The 15,233-nt window shown below is 40.8% G+C and carries 28 protein-coding genes and 2 pseudogenes; 24 read left to right on the forward strand and 6 right to left on the reverse strand.

Annotated elements, in window-relative coordinates; all coding sequences use genetic code 11:
- Positions 1–94: 94 nt before the first annotated feature.
- From G575_RS0109745 to G575_RS12230, 6 genes are all read right to left on the reverse strand, one after another.
- The gene (locus G575_RS0109745; protein ID WP_027972558.1) at positions 95–1,165 is read right to left on the reverse strand and encodes a tyrosine-type recombinase/integrase; all 1,071 of its coding nucleotides are present in this window, start codon (positions 1,163–1,165) and stop codon (positions 95–97) included.
- Between the two features lie 124 nt (positions 1,166–1,289).
- The gene (locus tag G575_RS0109750) at positions 1,290–1,820 is read right to left on the reverse strand and encodes a hypothetical protein (protein ID WP_027972559.1); all 531 of its coding nucleotides are present in this window, start codon (positions 1,818–1,820) and stop codon (positions 1,290–1,292) included.
- 126 nt (positions 1,821–1,946) lie between these two features.
- Positions 1,947–2,753, reverse strand: a complete 807-nt coding sequence (locus tag G575_RS0109755) for a MazF family toxin-antitoxin system (protein ID WP_027972560.1) — start codon at positions 2,751–2,753, stop codon at positions 1,947–1,949.
- A gap of 15 nt (positions 2,754–2,768) precedes the next feature.
- Positions 2,769–3,527 (reverse strand): ImmA/IrrE family metallo-endopeptidase, encoded by a 759-nt coding sequence (locus G575_RS0109760; protein WP_027972561.1) that lies wholly within the window; start codon positions 3,525–3,527, stop codon positions 2,769–2,771.
- 2 nt (positions 3,528–3,529) lie between these two features.
- The gene (locus G575_RS0109765) at positions 3,530–3,913 is read right to left on the reverse strand and encodes a helix-turn-helix domain-containing protein (RefSeq protein ID WP_027972562.1); all 384 of its coding nucleotides are present in this window, start codon (positions 3,911–3,913) and stop codon (positions 3,530–3,532) included.
- Positions 3,914–4,259: 346 nt separating this feature from the next.
- Positions 4,260–4,445 carry a hypothetical protein gene (locus tag G575_RS12230; RefSeq protein ID WP_156874745.1) on the reverse strand — a complete coding sequence of 62 codons (186 nt, stop codon included), beginning with the start codon at positions 4,443–4,445 and terminating at the stop codon, positions 4,260–4,262.
- Positions 4,446–4,499: 54 nt separating this feature from the next.
- Between G575_RS12230 and G575_RS0109775 the strand changes: the two genes are divergently transcribed.
- From G575_RS0109775 to G575_RS0109900, 24 genes and pseudogenes are all read left to right on the forward strand, one after another.
- Positions 4,500–4,712, forward strand: a complete 213-nt coding sequence (locus G575_RS0109775) for a helix-turn-helix domain-containing protein (protein ID WP_027972563.1) — start codon at positions 4,500–4,502, stop codon at positions 4,710–4,712.
- Positions 4,712–5,053, forward strand: coding sequence for a hypothetical protein (locus tag G575_RS0109780; RefSeq protein WP_027972564.1), 342 nt, complete (start codon positions 4,712–4,714; stop codon positions 5,051–5,053). The genes G575_RS0109775 and G575_RS0109780 overlap by 1 nt, the downstream gene beginning before the upstream one ends.
- 45 nt (positions 5,054–5,098) lie before the next feature.
- On the forward strand, positions 5,099–5,383 hold the full coding sequence (locus tag G575_RS0109785; protein ID WP_027972565.1) for a hypothetical protein: 285 nt from the start codon (positions 5,099–5,101) through the stop codon (positions 5,381–5,383).
- A gap of 13 nt (positions 5,384–5,396) precedes the next feature.
- On the forward strand, positions 5,397–5,618 hold the full coding sequence (locus tag G575_RS0109790; protein WP_027972566.1) for a hypothetical protein: 222 nt from the start codon (positions 5,397–5,399) through the stop codon (positions 5,616–5,618).
- Between the two features lie 8 nt (positions 5,619–5,626).
- Positions 5,627–6,967 carry a replicative DNA helicase gene (dnaB, locus tag G575_RS0109795; RefSeq protein ID WP_027972567.1) on the forward strand — a complete coding sequence of 447 codons (1,341 nt, stop codon included), beginning with the start codon at positions 5,627–5,629 and terminating at the stop codon, positions 6,965–6,967.
- Positions 6,960–7,709: a conserved phage C-terminal domain-containing protein gene (locus G575_RS0109800; RefSeq protein ID WP_027972568.1), complete on the forward strand. Its 750-nt coding sequence runs from the start codon at positions 6,960–6,962 to the stop codon at positions 7,707–7,709. The genes dnaB and G575_RS0109800 overlap by 8 nt, the downstream gene beginning before the upstream one ends.
- Positions 7,709–8,518: an ATP-binding protein gene (locus G575_RS0109805; protein ID WP_027972569.1), complete on the forward strand. Its 810-nt coding sequence runs from the start codon at positions 7,709–7,711 to the stop codon at positions 8,516–8,518. The genes G575_RS0109800 and G575_RS0109805 overlap by 1 nt, the downstream gene beginning before the upstream one ends.
- Positions 8,518–8,715 (forward strand): annotated as a pseudogene (locus tag G575_RS12005) (site-specific DNA-methyltransferase); the annotation flags it as partial. The gene G575_RS0109805 and the pseudogene G575_RS12005, both read left to right, overlap by 1 nt.
- A pseudogene (locus tag G575_RS11455) lies at positions 8,708–8,965 on the forward strand (DNA methyltransferase); the annotation flags it as partial. The pseudogenes G575_RS12005 and G575_RS11455, both read left to right, overlap by 8 nt.
- The gene (locus tag G575_RS0109820; RefSeq protein WP_027972572.1) at positions 8,958–9,191 is read left to right on the forward strand and encodes a hypothetical protein; all 234 of its coding nucleotides are present in this window, start codon (positions 8,958–8,960) and stop codon (positions 9,189–9,191) included. The pseudogene G575_RS11455 and the gene G575_RS0109820, both read left to right, overlap by 8 nt.
- An 86-nt stretch (positions 9,192–9,277) precedes the next feature.
- Entirely contained in the window at positions 9,278–9,673 is a 396-nt protein-coding gene (locus tag G575_RS11460) for a nucleoside triphosphate pyrophosphohydrolase family protein (protein WP_245562424.1), read from the forward strand.
- Entirely contained in the window at positions 9,670–9,975 is a 306-nt protein-coding gene (locus G575_RS0109830; protein WP_051177031.1) for a DUF1372 family protein, read from the forward strand. The genes G575_RS11460 and G575_RS0109830 overlap by 4 nt, the downstream gene beginning before the upstream one ends.
- Positions 9,975–10,283 carry a DUF3310 domain-containing protein gene (locus G575_RS11465; RefSeq protein ID WP_083958910.1) on the forward strand — a complete coding sequence of 103 codons (309 nt, stop codon included), beginning with the start codon at positions 9,975–9,977 and terminating at the stop codon, positions 10,281–10,283. Before G575_RS0109830 ends, G575_RS11465 begins: the two co-directional genes overlap by 1 nt.
- 134 nt (positions 10,284–10,417) lie before the next feature.
- Positions 10,418–10,870: a hypothetical protein gene (locus tag G575_RS0109845; RefSeq protein WP_027972574.1), complete on the forward strand. Its 453-nt coding sequence runs from the start codon at positions 10,418–10,420 to the stop codon at positions 10,868–10,870.
- A complete protein-coding gene (locus tag G575_RS0109850; protein ID WP_027972575.1) occupies positions 10,842–11,087 on the forward strand; it encodes a hypothetical protein in 246 nt (81 codons plus the stop codon). Before G575_RS0109845 ends, G575_RS0109850 begins: the two co-directional genes overlap by 29 nt.
- Positions 11,080–11,280, forward strand: coding sequence for a single-stranded DNA-binding protein (locus G575_RS12665; protein WP_051177034.1), 201 nt, complete (start codon positions 11,080–11,082; stop codon positions 11,278–11,280). Before G575_RS0109850 ends, G575_RS12665 begins: the two co-directional genes overlap by 8 nt.
- 9 nt (positions 11,281–11,289) lie before the next feature.
- Positions 11,290–11,544, forward strand: a complete 255-nt coding sequence (locus tag G575_RS0109860; RefSeq protein WP_027972576.1) for a hypothetical protein — start codon at positions 11,290–11,292, stop codon at positions 11,542–11,544.
- Entirely contained in the window at positions 11,544–12,113 is a 570-nt protein-coding gene (locus tag G575_RS0109865) for a hypothetical protein (RefSeq protein WP_037622999.1), read from the forward strand. Before G575_RS0109860 ends, G575_RS0109865 begins: the two co-directional genes overlap by 1 nt.
- Complete coding sequence (locus G575_RS0109870) at positions 12,110–12,502, forward strand: hypothetical protein (protein WP_027972578.1); 393 nt, start codon at positions 12,110–12,112, stop codon at positions 12,500–12,502. Before G575_RS0109865 ends, G575_RS0109870 begins: the two co-directional genes overlap by 4 nt.
- Positions 12,495–13,025, forward strand: a complete 531-nt coding sequence (locus G575_RS11735) for a hypothetical protein (protein ID WP_051177038.1) — start codon at positions 12,495–12,497, stop codon at positions 13,023–13,025. The genes G575_RS0109870 and G575_RS11735 overlap by 8 nt, the downstream gene beginning before the upstream one ends.
- A complete protein-coding gene (locus G575_RS12300; protein ID WP_169365914.1) occupies positions 13,016–13,183 on the forward strand; it encodes a hypothetical protein in 168 nt (55 codons plus the stop codon). Before G575_RS11735 ends, G575_RS12300 begins: the two co-directional genes overlap by 10 nt.
- A gap of 213 nt (positions 13,184–13,396) precedes the next feature.
- Positions 13,397–13,798: a transcriptional regulator gene (locus G575_RS0109885; RefSeq protein WP_027972580.1), complete on the forward strand. Its 402-nt coding sequence runs from the start codon at positions 13,397–13,399 to the stop codon at positions 13,796–13,798.
- 191 nt (positions 13,799–13,989) lie between these two features.
- Positions 13,990–14,532, forward strand: coding sequence for a tyrosine-type recombinase/integrase (locus G575_RS0109890; protein WP_024390676.1), 543 nt, complete (start codon positions 13,990–13,992; stop codon positions 14,530–14,532).
- A 345-nt stretch (positions 14,533–14,877) separates the two neighbouring features.
- Positions 14,878–15,210, forward strand: a complete 333-nt coding sequence (locus G575_RS0109900; RefSeq protein ID WP_037623002.1) for an HNH endonuclease — start codon at positions 14,878–14,880, stop codon at positions 15,208–15,210.
- The last annotated feature ends 23 nt before the right edge of the window (positions 15,211–15,233 follow it).

A 15,233-nucleotide genomic window follows, 5' to 3' on the forward strand; every position in this document is an offset into this window, starting at 1 on the left:
TCCTGTTAAATCAGGTACTGAAAGGCGGTAGACGGATTTGAAACCGTTGGTATATCAAGGGTTTATGGCTATTTGCCCACCATTTGCCCACCAACTAATGAATGTCTGCTAAGACTCCTCGTACTTCTGCATGATGTTTTTCTTTCATTTTTTCAAACTGGTGGGCATAGACTTTCAAAGTTATCAAAATAGATTTATGTCCTAGCAGCTTAGAGATGCTTGCAACAGGCACTTCCTTGAAAATGAGATAGGAAGCGTATGTGTGTCTTAAAGTATGCGGATGGACATCTCTCTTTACCATTCGTTTCAGAGCTGTATTTGTGGCTCTATTTGACGCTCCGAATAAGATACGACCATCTTCATTCTCTTTCCAGTAATGCTCTTTAAAATTGAGCAAGTGCTTGGCTACGTTGTCATTAAAAGGTATCTCTCGGACGGATTGTTCATTCTTTGTCTCGCTAAAATCTTGAGAGTCAGAATAGTCCCAGGTGTTAATAACAATAAAGACTTGCCTTTCAAAGTCAATGTCATCCCAAGTCAACCCCATAGCCTCAGCAAACCTCATCCCACTAACAGCCAGAATATAGAGCGTCATGTGTGAAATATATTGAGGATTCTCTTGCGTTTTTGAGATGACGTAGAGGTATTCATCCTCTTCAAGATAACTTTCAGCCTCTGGCTTTTTTTCTTTTTGAGATTTAACCACAGCCCCTTCCGTAAAATTCGATGGAATGAGTTGATCACGGACAGCGATTTTGACAGCTGATTTAATGTGATAGTGTGTCCGCTCAATAGTATCTTGTGCATACTTGGATCCGAACTTGTTTAAAAATTCTTGGTATCGGATAGGGGACATCTCTTTTAGTTTAATTTGACCAAAATACTTGATGATGTGTTTTCGAGTTTGTTCGTATGAATTCCATGTTTTTTTAACAACGTGCGGTCTCTTATACAGTTCCGCCCAAGCTATGTAATAGTCAAGTAATGTGATATCGCTATTCGACATAGGAGCAGTTCGAAGCTCAACTTCCCTTTTTTGACCTGCCGCTCTTGCTTGCGCTCGTGTTTTAAAACCACTTCCGAAAGCCTCGTGTCTTTCACCTAAACTATCGCGGTATACAACGCGGTATTCGTAATACTTCCCTCTTTTTCTCGTCGATGCCATTGTTTTCACCTCATTTTTCTGTTAAAATGGGTATAGTAAAGAGACCTACTGCAAAGCAGGTTCTTGACTCTACCAACCGCCTCATGCTCTCGTCGACCAAAATTTGAGCATGGGGCTTTTTTGTTTATTCTACAATCAATTCGCCAACGGGGATGATGTCTTGAGTTTTTGATGATTTTGCAATCAAGTCATACTGATCAGCAGAGATTTCATATCCAAAATTTATCACCGTTGTATCGTCCGGCAACTTTTTAGCCAGTTCGGAGATAGACATACGGAGTAATGTGATGGCATTACTTTGGTCAGTCGTTGCAGTATTTGAGTAGACGGCATCCAATGCTTCTTTTGCTGCTTTTTGTGATTCTCCTGTCAGCAAAACTCGGATGATGTTATGCCCATCTGGGTATTCGGAATCAATGACATCATTTTCAATCTCTACGGTAACTTCTCCAGTATTTTCTGGGTCAAGTGTTGACTTGATTTCAGCTACAATGCTGTCATACTGGCTATTATCAACCTTGGCTTGCGTAGTTGTTTCTGATTGTGTCGTTAGTGCTTCACTTGTTGATGTTGTTGATTCATTGCTTGATGACGAACATGCCACGAGCGTTGCGACTGACAATAGCGTGATGGTTCCTGTTAGTAGTTTTTTCATGTGTTTCTCCCTTTAAATCATAAAAAGCACCTATACAAAGTACAGGTGCTTACAGTGGAGTTGAATTGCTCCAAAATAATGTTTCAATGGTAGTAGGTACTACCAAGATTTACCTGTATTATATCACTATTTGGTTTCTTTGTCAAATTTCAGCCACTTTCCAGAAAGCAATTGTTTTGCTAGTGCCTGGTCAATGTTGTCCATAATTTCTTTGGACAAAGAAATCTTACCTATTGGGTCGAGGTCATTGATTGGCTCAGCTATTTTAAGTTTGCTAACTGATGTAATGGAATCTATTTTAGCATACGATACTTTATCATAGTTAGCATAGCGAGTTTTTAGTGAAGTGATCTTATCAGTATCGGCTTGAAGCCATTTTCTAATGGTATCAATTTCTACTGGGACAAATTTCCCGTCTGGGTCATGACGATTATAGTAGTCTAACCATAGTCTAGTTTGTTCAGTATCTTCATTTGGCCGATAAATATAGCCCCCTTCTGGCAAATTGAAGCTTGAGAGTTCAATAGCATCTGTCAGCTTAAAGAGTTCTTTGATTTTATTAACAGCCGTCTCATTTTCGTTCATTATCTCTGAAAAGACAGCTTTCCCTATTGAGATATTATTTTTCCCTTTTTTAGAAGTTAAAGGTAGTACTGTTAATTTTCCATTGTTTGGGTGATCTTTCTTATCTAGGACTATTCCAAAATGAGAATTTGAAAATTCTGTCCCTGTATTTGTCCCAAAATGGATAAAGACGATAGTTCCTCGTTTATAGCGATTATATTTCTGAGGTCTGTTGAGGTTTTCAGTCCGAAAAATCTTAGCTCTCGTTATCTCTGATTTTGCTAGATTATTGAATTTTGGATTATGTGGGTGATTGGCAATTTTTAGCAGCATATCTCTTGCTGCTGTTAGTTGTTGTTTGTTATCCATTTTCCTCCTTTCCCATCAGACATCAATATCATAATACTTTTGTAGCAAGTTATTGCCTTGTTTGAATTTTTTTACAAGGTCGATGGCTGATCGTCGTTGTTGTTGTTCGTCCAAAAGGTGTTCTTCATAGGTGAATATCCGATAGTGGACAAAGTCAACTAAACGATTAAAGAGGGCTTTATCGCTGATGGTGTTAGCTTGTCTGATCTCCTCATAGGTGTGTCCATTTTTGAGGTGCCAAACCATGCGGTTGTTATTGATATAAAAGAGTGAGGCCATGGTGCTAGCTTCGGTCTCTAGTGGGTTGTCTAGGTAGTTGCTGGCACAAGCTAGGGCAACTTCATCAGACCGCCCTGTGCTGAAGTGTGCTACGATGTGGGCGAGCTCATGCAAGATGGTAAAGATAACTCGGCGTTTGATATGTGTCTGATTGATATAGACGAGGTATCTATCTTTTTCCTCATCATAGATGGTAAAGCCGTCGTTATGCTGACAGATGATGTCATCCAAGTAGGTGACATCTGAGTTAGTGACTAGACCTCGATATCTGACGTGCTCTGTGCTAAGTAAGCCAACAGGTGGAAGTCCTGGGAATGGATCTTTTTCGAAAAAGACAAAATGAATGTTATAGGTTCGTTCAAAGTGATTTATGATGTGCTGAAAGGTGACCTGTTCAAGTGGTAGGCTATTCTTTTTAGCAGTTGCTTCAATCACGGGAACGGCGTAGTCCCAATGTTGGATATACTGTCTGAGTGGTATGACTTTTCTAGCCATAGTTACCTCCACTTGCTCTCATCATCCATGATGGTCTTAGCCGTTACCATCATGCTTTCAATCGCTTTGTTAAATCGAATTTTGTCTTCCTCGGTCATATTGTGTGTCTGATTTCGGAAGGCAGCTAGTAATTGTGTTTCAGCAGGAGAAATGTTATTGTCTGCTGTTTCATCACTGGCAATCCGTGGATTATCGGTGCGACCGAGCAGGTAATCCGTGCTGACGTTGAAATAGTCAGCAATTTCTTGAAGCCTATCAGACTTAGGATTTCCTCTTTTCAAGCTATACAAATAATTTGTACTATATCCAAGTCGTTCTTCAAGCACATTCAATGAAATTGCTTGTTTATCAGCTAATTCTTTAATTCTATCGAATGCTAAAAACATTGAAATATCAACCTTTCCAAAGCACACGAAAAAATATTTCTAAAACTAGTTATAAAATCGTTGACAAATTTTAGAATTAGTTATAGAATTATATTCGTAAGCTAAACAGTTAGCGAACAAGACAAGCAAAAAATAAAGCCTAAACAACTGATTGGCGTCGGTTTTTAAGGGTTAAGCCTAGCTTTAAGCAGGTCTTTTCTCTATGCCTTTATTCTAAAACTAGTTTTAGAATTTGTCAAGAAGTTCGCTAACTTTTTAGCAAAAATAATAAAAAGGAGGAAAAAGATGAGTGATACAGCTCAAAAAGAGGTTAGAATTTTACCTCTAACCTCAGAAACTGTAACGGCTATTGGTTCAGCCATTCATGGTACTTTGCAAGAAGACCTAAAGATACGTAAAACGAAATCGGATATACAGCTTGAGCAAGTTCATCCAGAGTTCTAGTTTCTTCAAGTTTTTTATTTGCAGAATCCAAAATCTTAACAACTTCATCATGACTTAAAGTTGTTAAGAAATCATCAAAATTCTTCACGACTTATCCTCCTTTCCGTGATGATAAGTCAATTATATCAAAGAAAGGAAAAACATGAGTCAACAACAGAAAAAATGGATCCAGCTTGTTAAGGACAAGCTGGAAGCGGAAGACATGACGCAGACACATCTTGCTCGTGCTTGCGGGGTTGCTAAGGCAACTATCTCGGAGCTTTTGAAATACGGCAAAGGAAGTGACAAGCTGAAAAATAAGATATCTGATGTCTTACACATAGACGAGAGTTGGACGAGATTGGAGGACGAGTGATGAACTATATCCGAGATATGACTCCAACCGAAATCAAGGTGTTGAATGCCATCAAGAACGGTGCCAGCTATGACTTGCCCATCCAGGCAAGAGAGTTGAGGCAAGACATCGGGCTCAGCAAGCGAAAGATAGAGGAAGTCATTGAAAGCCTCAGAGTAACCTTTCGTCAGCCGATTGTTGCAAAGAAAAACAAGCCAAACGGCTACTACTTGCCACGAAACAAGGAGGAGCGAGATGCAGGGCTTGCCCCTTATCGGGCACAGATACGGACGGAGCAGAAGAATCTTGCTGCTGTCATGTCTATCAATCTGGATGAGTATTGGCAAACAGAAAAAGCCTGACGGCAATCAGGCTTTAACATAAACAATTTACAAGGAGATTATACCATGAATGACCTGATGAATCAACTGCTGGATCAGTTTGAAGCTGGTCTGATGGATAGGGCGCTCAAAGTCATGCACGTTGTTATTGACGAAAAGCGGCGCTTTCCCATGGAACTGAACAAGTCGGAATGCGCTGAGATGTTGCTTGGAACTAAGGACACGGCGACATTCGACGCACGCTTTAATAGTCACAGGGATTTCCCACGGATTGAGGGGAAACGAGACAAATTTCCTCGTGATGCTGTCATTGACTGGTATCACGAGAATTGGCAGAAAACAGCTATTTAGCAAGAGGAAAATTATGAACAATTTACTAATCATCGTAACAGGAACGGTCGTAGCTGTATCATTTATTAAGCTGGTCATCGCTCATATCAGGCTACGACATAAATTAAAAGAACGCGAAGTAGCTAACAGGTCTCTTAATGTTTGCGATTTTAGACCTAAAGGTTTTATCGACTATAAGACTGGTCGTCGTGTTGACATTGACCCAGAAACTCGCAAAGAAGTTTTTGTGGATTGAGGTTGGCGATGGAAGAATTACGAGTTTTACCTCAAGATGTGGCGGCTGAGCAGTCGGTGCTGGGGGCTATCTTCATCAAGCCAGAGGTACTTGTGACGGTGGCGGAGCATCTGACACCAGCGGACTTTTACAAACCAGCCCATCAGACCTTATTCAAGGTCATGACGACCTTGACCAACCGAGGCGAGGCTATTGACATTGTCACGGTCAAGGCAGAGCTGGAAAGCCAAGGCGGACTTAATGCCGTTGGTGGGATTCCCTATCTGACTGAGATTTTGAACGTGGTGCCAACCAGTGCCCATGCGGAGCATTATGCCAAGATTGTGGCAAAAAAGGCACAGTTGCGTGCTATCATCGGCAATCTGTCTGACTCTATCGGCAATGCTTACGATGAGGACATGGCTATTGACGAGATTATCGCCAAGGCGGAGAAATCGCTGATTGAGGTTAGTCAATCCAGCAACAAGAGTAGTTTTCGGCCTATTCATGACGTACTGATGGAAAATCACGAGCACATCGAGGAGCGGGCTAGTCAGAGTAGTGTCGTCACTGGAACGGCTACTGGATTTTATGACTTTGATAAGCTGACAACGGGTTTGCACGAGGATAATTTGATTATCCTTGCGGCACGTCCAGCCATGGGGAAGACGGCTTTTGCCCTTAACATTGCCCAAAATGTGGCAACCAAGTCAGGCAAGCCTGTGGCGATTTTCTCGCTGGAGATGGGTGCAGAGAGCCTGGTGGAGCGTATGCTTGCTAGTGAGGGGACTATCCTGAGCCATCACATCAGGACGGGGCAACTATCAGCAGAGGAATGGCAGAGGTTGGTCTTTGCACAGAGTCAGCTAGCGGACGCGCCTATCTTTATTGATGATTCGGCAGGTGTAAGGATTACAGACATCAGAGCTAGGGCACGGCGCTTGGCACAAGAGATGGACGGACTGGGCTTGATTGTCATTGACTATCTCCAGCTTATCCAAGGGTCACGGTCGGATAATCGTCAACAGGAAGTGTCAGAAATCTCACGGCAGTTGAAAATTCTTGCTAAGGAATTGAAAGTGCCTGTTATCGCCCTGTCTCAGCTTTCTCGTAGTGTGGAGCAACGGCAGGACAAGCGCCCTATCTTGTCAGACTTGCGAGAGTCAGGCAGTATCGAGCAGGACGCTGACATCATCACCTTTCTCTATCGTGATGACTACTACCAAGAGCACAAGGACGCTCAGGTAGAAAGCAATCTGACGGAGCTGATCATCAAGAAAAACAGACATGGAAGTCTGGGAACTGTCAAGCTCTATTTCCATAAGGAATACACCAAGTTTTCAAGCGTGAAGGAGGAAGGAAATGGCTGAAACATTTTTCAGGAAAGAGGTTGAGAAATACCAGTACATCCAGCTGCCTAAGTGGCTCTTTAAAGAGCCTTATAAGAGCCTGTCAAGCAATGCCAAGCTCATGTATGCCATGCTCTTTAATCGGCTGAGCTTGTCGCTTGATAATGCTTGGCACGACACAAAAGGTCAGGTTTTTATGTACTTTACCAATAGCGAATTTTGCGAGGAATTGGGTTGCTCTGAGAACACTGTGACCAAGACCAAAAAAGAATTGAAAGAGGCTGGGCTTTTACTGGAAGAAAGACAAGGATTGACAAAACCCAACCGTCTGTATATCAAAGGTCCAGAATCTAGTTCAGAACCGCAAAATTTGGGAGACAGAACCGTAAAAACTACGGCTCTCGACCCTCAAAAAGTTCAGACAATAAAGACTGATATTAGTAAGACTGATATTAGTAATAATATCTTGTCGACTTGCAAAGAAATTTTGGATTACTTAAACAATGTAGCTGGTAGGAATTTTCAAGCGAAATCACGGAGCCATCAGAAGGTTATCCAAGCACGACTAAATGAAGGGTATAGCTTGGAAGATTTCAAAAAGGTGGTTGATGTGATGACAGCTAGCTGGAAAGGGACTGACTATGAGCAATACTTGCAACCGCAGACCCTCTTTGGCAACAAGATGGACAACTACTTGAACAAGCCGATGCCGAAACAGGCGCGACAGGCAGACGATAGGACAGACGAAAGGTTGGGCTTTTGATGACATTTCAAACGAAGAATGTGCTGGACGAAACCTGTGAGGTCCACGGTTGTCAGCTTTGGTTGACCAAGGTACCGATTAAGGGCCAACTGGAAGAACTCAAACAGTGTCCAGAGTGTACCAAGGCAGCTATCAATATCTTTGAAAACAAGCTGAACAGTCAGAGCAAGGTCAACAATAAGCTTGCTGATACATACGCAGTCTTTGAGAGAGACAGTCTGGTATCTGACAAACTAAAAAGTAAAAGCCTTGAGAATTATGAGGTCAAGGCTGATATTGACCAGAAGGCTATCAATTTTGCCAAGAGGATTGAGCAATTCTACCGGCATGAGGGCTTTGGCAATGCCATTGTGACAGGGCCGTCAGGAGTTGGCAAGAGCCATCTGACATACGGCTTGGCCAAGTACATGAATGAGCAATTCAAGGCTTACGGACATCCGAGGTCGGTGCTCTTTGTATCACTTGTCACTCTCTTTACCAAAATCAAGGAGAGTTTCCACACAGACAACGGCTACTCACAGGCTGAGATGATTGAATTACTCAGCAAAGTTGATTTTCTCTTTTTGGACGACCTTGGGAAAGAGAGTCGTAAGGCTGACACTCGCAACAACGAGTGGACACATCAGATACTCTATGAGATTTTGGACAAACGGAGCAACACGATCATCAACACGAATCTGACCAGCAAGGAAATCAAAACCTTGTATGCAGATGATTACGGAAATGGCGCCTTATCCAGTCGGATTTTGGAAGGTGTGGTGGGTAACAGCTTTGCATATCCGAAAGAGACGGAAGATAGGAGGTATTGATGAGTGAATTTATCAATGCAGACTGTCTTGAAGTGATGGCCAAATATCCAAATGGTTATTTCGACCTTGCAATTGTAGATCCACCGTATTTTTCAGGGCCAGAAAAAAGAAGATACTATGGTCGGAAAGTTAGCCCTATTGGAGTCAAAAGATTATATGGTGAAACATCTGAGTGGAAAGTACCTGATAAGGATTATTGAGGATGTTATGGGATTTAAGTTACCTTACCTAAACATCACAAGGTATAACAACTATGATTATCCACTTCAAAAACCTACAAAGTTTGCTAGCAATATCAACTTAGATTTGAAAAATGAAATCATTAAACAGGAAATCGAATGGGGACATTTTTCAAAGTCATACAATGAGAGGTCAAATATACCTCAAAAACTTGTGATTGAGATATTTAGCAAGGTGTATAAGGATTTTATTAAATTATATGATTGAGCTATATTTTATCTTCAATGGATATCGCAGACATCATCTCGGAAACTTTGTTCAGGTCCAGGATGCTATCGATGCACTCAAAGCACACCAAAAATCATCATCAGCTATCAACAATCCACGTTTTCGCAAAAGTATGAGTGGAAATACTATCAGGATTGATTATGGGGCAGTTGATTGTTATTACTTGATTACAGTTTCAAAAGAAAAGGAGAAAGAACAAAAATGACTAAAACGTTAGATGAAAAGGTCCAACAGTGGTTTATCGACCGTAACTTACACGAAGCAAATCCAGTTAAGAAGTTTTAGAAACTGATGGAGGAAGCTGGAGAATTGTTTGAAGGTGTTGCCAAAGGCAGGTCTGATCTGATTAAGGATGCCCTAGGCGACATGCAGGTTGTCTTGACTGGTCTGGAATTGCAGATCAAGAATGGTGCCGACATTCGAGCGACACCAGAAGAGATGGAATTGCTGCTGATGGTTGCCAGTCTTGGCAATCTCGCCAACAAATTACACAAGCATGTATTTTACGATGAAACCAAGACACCACTAATCAAGCCAGATTTGATTATGCTACACAGCAACATCCATTCTGTCGCTATCCATAATTGCACAACGGCTGATACTTGTCTAAAAATCGCTTATGACGAAATCAAGGACCGAAAAGGCAAGATGGTTGACGGGGTATTTGTGAAGGAGGCGGACTTGTGAGAAAGACTTTAACAGGTATCGGTAACTTTTGCATTTTACTGTCAGTCCTCGTGACACCTTTGTTGATCATCTACAAGATTGACAAGCTAGATGCCAAGATTGAGCAACCCAAAATCATTGTCTATCAAGTAGACAATGCGGGTGCTGAAATGGTTGGTACTGTGACAGACAAGGAAATTATCCAAAGAAGGTACATTGTGACGGTTGGAGCCTATGGGAAATTTATGGTCACTAAAGAGCAATATGACCAAATTAACATAGGCGATCCAATACCAAATTTTCTGAAAGGACGTGGGAGTTGATGACACATTGTGATTTTACGACTAAGCGATTAAACATGCCAACTAAAGAAGGTCAGTTTACAGGGGTTAGGGTTGTGCATGACAACGTGAACAATCCAAGCCATTATCAAGGCAACTATGGTATGGAGTCAATTGATGTACTTAGAAATTTCATGACACCAGAACAGCTGAAAGGCTTTCATCTCGGAAATGCCTTGAAGTATCAGCTACGCTATCAAAAGAAAAACGGTCTGGAAGACCTGAAAAAAGCAAGAAAGAACCTTGATTGGTTGATTGAGGAGGAGGAGCGAAAGCATGAAGCAGAATGAACTAGCTTGTGAAGACTGCAAAATCATTTTATATGTTGACAAAAAAAAGATGAAACAGATTATAATTCGATTTTTCAAACGGGTGTCTGTGGTGCTTGCCTGGTCACTCGTGTTGAGAATGGGGAGGATTGGTAATGAAAATTAGACTACCTTACATTGAACCGATTGAGACAGAGAACTTGCCTGATGATCTTGAAACTCTGGTCAAAAAGAGTTTTACAAGATTTACAGAGGGCACAAATAAAGATTATACATTTGCTGATAAGCTGTTGTACTTGGATAATATGCGACGGTTTTATCTCAGAAACTACACTGATACTAGTTTTGAAATCACAAAGTTACTAGGTGAAAATTTTCGTTATCAGTTAGATGAGTATGACGATGTTTTAGATAAAGAAGATGTCTTATCTACGGATTTTACGGAATATTGTTTTGATAAGGGATTTATGCCTTTGAGCGATACTTGGGATAAATGGTCTTCAAGCGCTGATACCAGAGCCAAGAAAGCCATTGTTGAAATCATTAAGATTGTCATCAATTTTGAATGGGAGGGAGACCATGAACAAACGACAGCGGAACAAGCGTAAGAAGCGTGAACTTGAGCTCATTGCTCAAACGCTGAACCATATCGCTGGAGCAGTTGAAAAAGCTGCTGATAATGTTGGGTACTATATGAGTCAACTGACAGAAGATAAACCAGAGTTAAAAAGCTGGCGAGATGGCTATGTGGACGGAACTAACAACATGGCTCAGTCAGTTAGAACTGTGGTTGATAATTTTATTGAGGAGGTTAACAATGATTAACAATGTTGTTTTAGTCGGTCGGTTGACTAGAGATGTGGAGCTACGCTACACACCTAATAATGTTGCAGTTGGAGCCTTCAACATTCTGGAAAAGCGTGACAATAGTGCTAACTATTCAAGTATGGACGAGCAAATGCCACCAGGGTTCAGCGGCCAGCCGATGGATATTACAGATGACGACTTGCCGTTTTAGGAGTGTTGCATGACCGCTGATATTGTCCAATATATTCCAAAATATGATATTTGCCACGAATGCCATAAGAAAGAAGCAACTAAGCTTTGCGATTTCGTACTTGGCGAATCACGAGTAACATTTTTTCGAAATTATAGCCTATTCAAAGAACAAAAAACAGGGATTATTACATGCGACAATCCACTCTGTGACAGTTGCTCAAATAGATTTCATGGCATGGATTTATGCAAAAATCACTTTAAAAAAATTACAGGAGGAAAATAATGAAATTTCAAAAATTACTATCAACCGCAATTGCACTCGCAAGCATCATGACATTGGCCGCTTGCGATGCCACTACTTCTACAAGTGCCTACGAGGATAAACAGTCCACATTGGCCTTGGCTGACAATTTCTCTGATGAGCAACCAACACCGACCGACATCAATTATTCTCTTGAACGGTACAATCTCATTCGACGTGCATACTGGGTCAACGGTCAACGCGAAAAAGCTGTGCAGTTACCCTCAAAAATCGAGAAGCCAATGGGCTATATCTTGCTGATGAATAGTTCAGCAGTTGTCGGGACATTCACAGTAGATGGCAAAGTTTCCTCCCTAAACTCATTCCTAACACCAGACTCGGAGTATTATGAGTTGGTTTCAGGAAGTGATTTTACAAAGGAAAATGAATGGCTTCCAGATGTGGACGGCTCCTATGGAGAAAACGACAATGGCATTTTCTTTTTCACAGTAGATGGCAAGTACATCGAATGGACAGGGGAATACTTGTATTCAGACATTCCATTTGAAGTGACAAATCCAATTGTAAACGTGACAGGAAGAGGACAATGATGAAAATGAAAGAGTCTGGATGTTTAATCTACATTGTTGCAGCAATTGTCTGCATAGTGCTGTGGATATTTTCTCCACAGATTCGAGGAATATTGAATCAAAAGGACTATGAGGTCCAAAGGGTCAACGAGCAAACATCATATAAAATTCGCAAGAATGTCGAAGATACTGCACGAAGTATGATCTCGTCTTATCAAAATGATAAATTAGCATACGAGCAGTACAAGGATTCCGACAATAAGGAACATCAGTCGTGGGCTCAATCCTACAAGCAACGTGCCAATAGTACCGCAACAAAATACAATGAGTACATCCTGAAAAATTCCTATGTCTGGGATGGGAATATCCCGACTGATATTGATGTAGAACTGGAGGTAATAAATGACTAAAATTATTGGATTCGGGCGTTGTTTTTGCAAAACTACAATGGCTATTTTGGAAAGTCATGCGACAGGTAATCAGATTATCTGTGCAAATAATAGAATTGCAAAGCATACCTCGGATTACGCAAGACAACTTGGCTATACTATTCCTCAGCCAGTAGCAGCTAATGATCAAAAAATGCCAATAATCACCAGCACTCTCAATAGAGCTGGTCTTGGTGTTGTAGTCGATGATGTTGAAATGGTTTTACGAACACTGTTAGGCTGTCAAATTGACACAATTACATTTGATAGTCCGAATGTGATTAGCCCTGAAGACCGCTACGTTGAAGAAATAACTGAGCTTAAAAAGGAGTTGGCAGCTTGCTACCGAGAAAAGGAAGAGGACCAAGTTGCCATTGAGACTCTTAAAGATAAATGCGTGGACCTCATGCTTGAAAATGCTGACTATGTCTGGGACGAAATGGCCAGGGAAGTAGCGAAGAAAAGGGCTAATACGAGAAGATGGAGGGCGAAGGCATGTATTTGAAGTACAAGCAAATGCAGATTGTTAAACATGCTTTGCAGCACTACATCAAAAGGAAAGGTGCTAGCGAACATGATGTAATGGTTGAACAAAATCTTTTAAAAAAGGTCACGCAAGAAATTGATGACTTTAAAGAGAATGTGATGAAAAGAACATCTTGAGGTTACGCATGAATAAAAGAATCAAGAAGAAAAAAGCTAAGCAGGCTTTACAGCGTGAGCAAGAAAGACTAGCTCAAGAATTGGCTCAGCTAACTCCTGAACAGTTTGAAGAGGTCCGGAATACTGTAACTATTGCAATTAGGAAAACAGGAAAAACCATTGCTTATATTTTTGATGTCTTAGTGGCATTTTTCAAGAATTTGGAGGTGACAATTGAAGAAACTGAGCGACAGAGAACTCAAAACGCTAGACGAGGAATTGTTCAAGTTCCGAGGTATCCAGCGAACCATAGATTTACGAAGGCTGGAGTTGACAACAAGAAATCCAGACAGTCAAGGCGGTCCTTCAATCGGAATCAGCAAACCTACAGAAACCGCTGCTATCAAACTCGCAGATGATTCGACATTGAAGTTCTTGGAAGGTTTCAAGGAGATTGTGGACAAGCTACTTGCTAACCTAATCGACGAAGACAAGGAAATCTTTAATCTACGCTGGCAGTACCCACAACTACGCTGGGAAGAAATTGCAGACCAGAAGTTCATGAGCCGTGCTACCGTCTACCGTCGTAGAAGAATCATTTTGGAGCAATATGCAATATTGAAGGGTGAGTTGTAAAATGAGAAAAAAAGTACCTTGTATTCTCACAGAAAACGATTTATTATTGTAGCATGAACTTCTGAAAACAAAACGCAGTCAACATTCTGGGAGATATCCTTAATTTTTAAAGAAAGAGTTGTTTCAACAGAAGTCATAGCAAGTCAGTCATTAAGGCTGGCTTTTTCGTTTAGTCGAAAGGAGGTGAGACCATGAACAGAATGGATCCAATTACCGACAGAGATGTTATCCATGAAATTGAAGACTATTTGAGAGAATGGAATGAGATGTACTATCTACTCTTTGAAACAGCTTTATATACTGGATACAGAATCACAGATATCCTGAACATCAGAGTAAGGGATGTACAAGGATGGGATATCAAGCTCAGGGAAAGAAAGACCCAGAAACTCCGTGAAGTCAGAATGACTCCAGAGCTCAAGAAATCCATGCGTGCTTTCGTAAAAGGGAAACCTCTTAATCACTTTGTATTTAAGAGCAGACAAGGGAAGAATAAGCCAATCAGCAGACAGCGATTCGACCAGATACTGAAGCACGTTGCCACAGAGCTAGATATCGATAACATAGCTGCACACTCAATCAGAAAGACATTCGGTTTTTTCTATTACCAAAAATTTGATGGAGTTAACGACTTAATGACCATATTCAACCACTCGTCAGAACGAACTACGCTTATTTACATCGGAGACAAACAAGTCACTTTCAAGAAGAATATGGCCAAGTTTAAAATCTGACTCTTTTTATTTTTTAGCTATTAAGTTTGTCATATTGAAAAGTTGTCAAACTTAAAAATAAAAATCTTAACAGGTGCAATTATATCAACAGTCCAAGGGCTTTCGCTGAGTTTAACAGAATATACAGTATGACAAACTCAAGGGACAAATTGGTATAGTTTTGAGGAGGGGTATAAATGATTTTAGATGTACTAAGATACACAGTCCAAAAACTCCACTCGTCAAAGATGAGAAAAAAGGGTACTTGTTTTCTCACGAAAAAGAGTTTATTATGGTACCATAGATTTCTTGTATGAGAGGGACAGGTCGTTGACTTGTCCTTTTTGCATTGTCAAGGAGGAACGTATGGCACACTATTACAAGCCAGTCAGACAATCCTTGAAGACTAGGAAGTGGGAAAAGTTCCGAGACAAGATGATGAGGAAGTCTGACTACCTTTGTCAAGAAAGTCTGAGATATGGTTTATCAGCTCCAGCTGAAATGATTCATCATATCTTTCCTGTGTCTGAATATCCTGAACTTGAATTCGTAGAATGGAATTGTTTAGCGTTAACTAATCGCAAACATAATACATTTCATGATAGAGTCAATGATAAGGTTGTCGGTCAGGGAATTTATTGGCAAAAAAAGAGAAAGAAGGAATTTCAAGAATTTTATGGGTACCCCCCCACTTTTTGAAATTTTCTTGAGCGTCTTGGGAA

Origin of the sequence: Streptococcus plurextorum DSM 22810 (genome assembly GCF_000423745.1) — a bacterium.
Lineage (GTDB): Bacteria > Bacillota > Bacilli > Lactobacillales > Streptococcaceae > Streptococcus > Streptococcus plurextorum.

What these genes read in the sequence shown, in the direction of transcription:
- G575_RS0109745 (WP_027972558.1), bottom strand. Translation starts at nt 1,165, where the DNA reads ATGGCATCGACGAGAAAAAGAGGGAAGTATTACGAATACCGCGTTGTA.
- G575_RS0109750 (WP_027972559.1), bottom strand. Translation starts at nt 1,820, where the DNA reads ATGAAAAAACTACTAACAGGAACCATCACGCTATTGTCAGTCGCAACG.
- G575_RS0109755 (WP_027972560.1), bottom strand. Translation starts at nt 2,753, where the DNA reads ATGGATAACAAACAACAACTAACAGCAGCAAGAGATATGCTGCTAAAA.
- G575_RS0109760 (WP_027972561.1), bottom strand. Translation starts at nt 3,527, where the DNA reads ATGGCTAGAAAAGTCATACCACTCAGACAGTATATCCAACATTGGGAC.
- G575_RS0109765 (WP_027972562.1), bottom strand. Translation starts at nt 3,913, where the DNA reads ATGTTTTTAGCATTCGATAGAATTAAAGAATTAGCTGATAAACAAGCA.
- G575_RS0109775 (WP_027972563.1), top strand. Translation starts at nt 4,500, where the DNA reads ATGAGTCAACAACAGAAAAAATGGATCCAGCTTGTTAAGGACAAGCTG.
- G575_RS0109780 (WP_027972564.1), top strand. Translation starts at nt 4,712, where the DNA reads ATGAACTATATCCGAGATATGACTCCAACCGAAATCAAGGTGTTGAAT.
- G575_RS0109785 (WP_027972565.1), top strand. Translation starts at nt 5,099, where the DNA reads ATGAATGACCTGATGAATCAACTGCTGGATCAGTTTGAAGCTGGTCTG.
- G575_RS0109790 (WP_027972566.1), top strand. Translation starts at nt 5,397, where the DNA reads ATGAACAATTTACTAATCATCGTAACAGGAACGGTCGTAGCTGTATCA.
- dnaB (WP_027972567.1), top strand. Translation starts at nt 5,627, where the DNA reads ATGGAAGAATTACGAGTTTTACCTCAAGATGTGGCGGCTGAGCAGTCG.
- G575_RS0109800 (WP_027972568.1), top strand. Translation starts at nt 6,960, where the DNA reads ATGGCTGAAACATTTTTCAGGAAAGAGGTTGAGAAATACCAGTACATC.
- G575_RS0109805 (WP_027972569.1), top strand. Translation starts at nt 7,709, where the DNA reads ATGACATTTCAAACGAAGAATGTGCTGGACGAAACCTGTGAGGTCCAC.
- G575_RS0109820 (WP_027972572.1), top strand. Translation starts at nt 8,958, where the DNA reads ATGATTGAGCTATATTTTATCTTCAATGGATATCGCAGACATCATCTC.
- G575_RS11460 (WP_245562424.1), top strand. Translation starts at nt 9,278, where the DNA reads ATGGAGGAAGCTGGAGAATTGTTTGAAGGTGTTGCCAAAGGCAGGTCT.
- G575_RS11465 (WP_083958910.1), top strand. Translation starts at nt 9,975, where the DNA reads ATGACACATTGTGATTTTACGACTAAGCGATTAAACATGCCAACTAAA.
- G575_RS0109845 (WP_027972574.1), top strand. Translation starts at nt 10,418, where the DNA reads ATGAAAATTAGACTACCTTACATTGAACCGATTGAGACAGAGAACTTG.
- G575_RS0109850 (WP_027972575.1), top strand. Translation starts at nt 10,842, where the DNA reads ATGAACAAACGACAGCGGAACAAGCGTAAGAAGCGTGAACTTGAGCTC.
- G575_RS12665 (WP_051177034.1), top strand. Translation starts at nt 11,080, where the DNA reads ATGATTAACAATGTTGTTTTAGTCGGTCGGTTGACTAGAGATGTGGAG.
- G575_RS0109860 (WP_027972576.1), top strand. Translation starts at nt 11,290, where the DNA reads ATGACCGCTGATATTGTCCAATATATTCCAAAATATGATATTTGCCAC.
- G575_RS0109865 (WP_037622999.1), top strand. Translation starts at nt 11,544, where the DNA reads ATGAAATTTCAAAAATTACTATCAACCGCAATTGCACTCGCAAGCATC.
- G575_RS0109870 (WP_027972578.1), top strand. Translation starts at nt 12,110, where the DNA reads ATGATGAAAATGAAAGAGTCTGGATGTTTAATCTACATTGTTGCAGCA.
- G575_RS11735 (WP_051177038.1), top strand. Translation starts at nt 12,495, where the DNA reads ATGACTAAAATTATTGGATTCGGGCGTTGTTTTTGCAAAACTACAATG.
- G575_RS12300 (WP_169365914.1), top strand. Translation starts at nt 13,016, where the DNA reads ATGTATTTGAAGTACAAGCAAATGCAGATTGTTAAACATGCTTTGCAG.
- G575_RS0109890 (WP_024390676.1), top strand. Translation starts at nt 13,990, where the DNA reads ATGAACAGAATGGATCCAATTACCGACAGAGATGTTATCCATGAAATT.
- G575_RS0109900 (WP_037623002.1), top strand. Translation starts at nt 14,878, where the DNA reads ATGGCACACTATTACAAGCCAGTCAGACAATCCTTGAAGACTAGGAAG.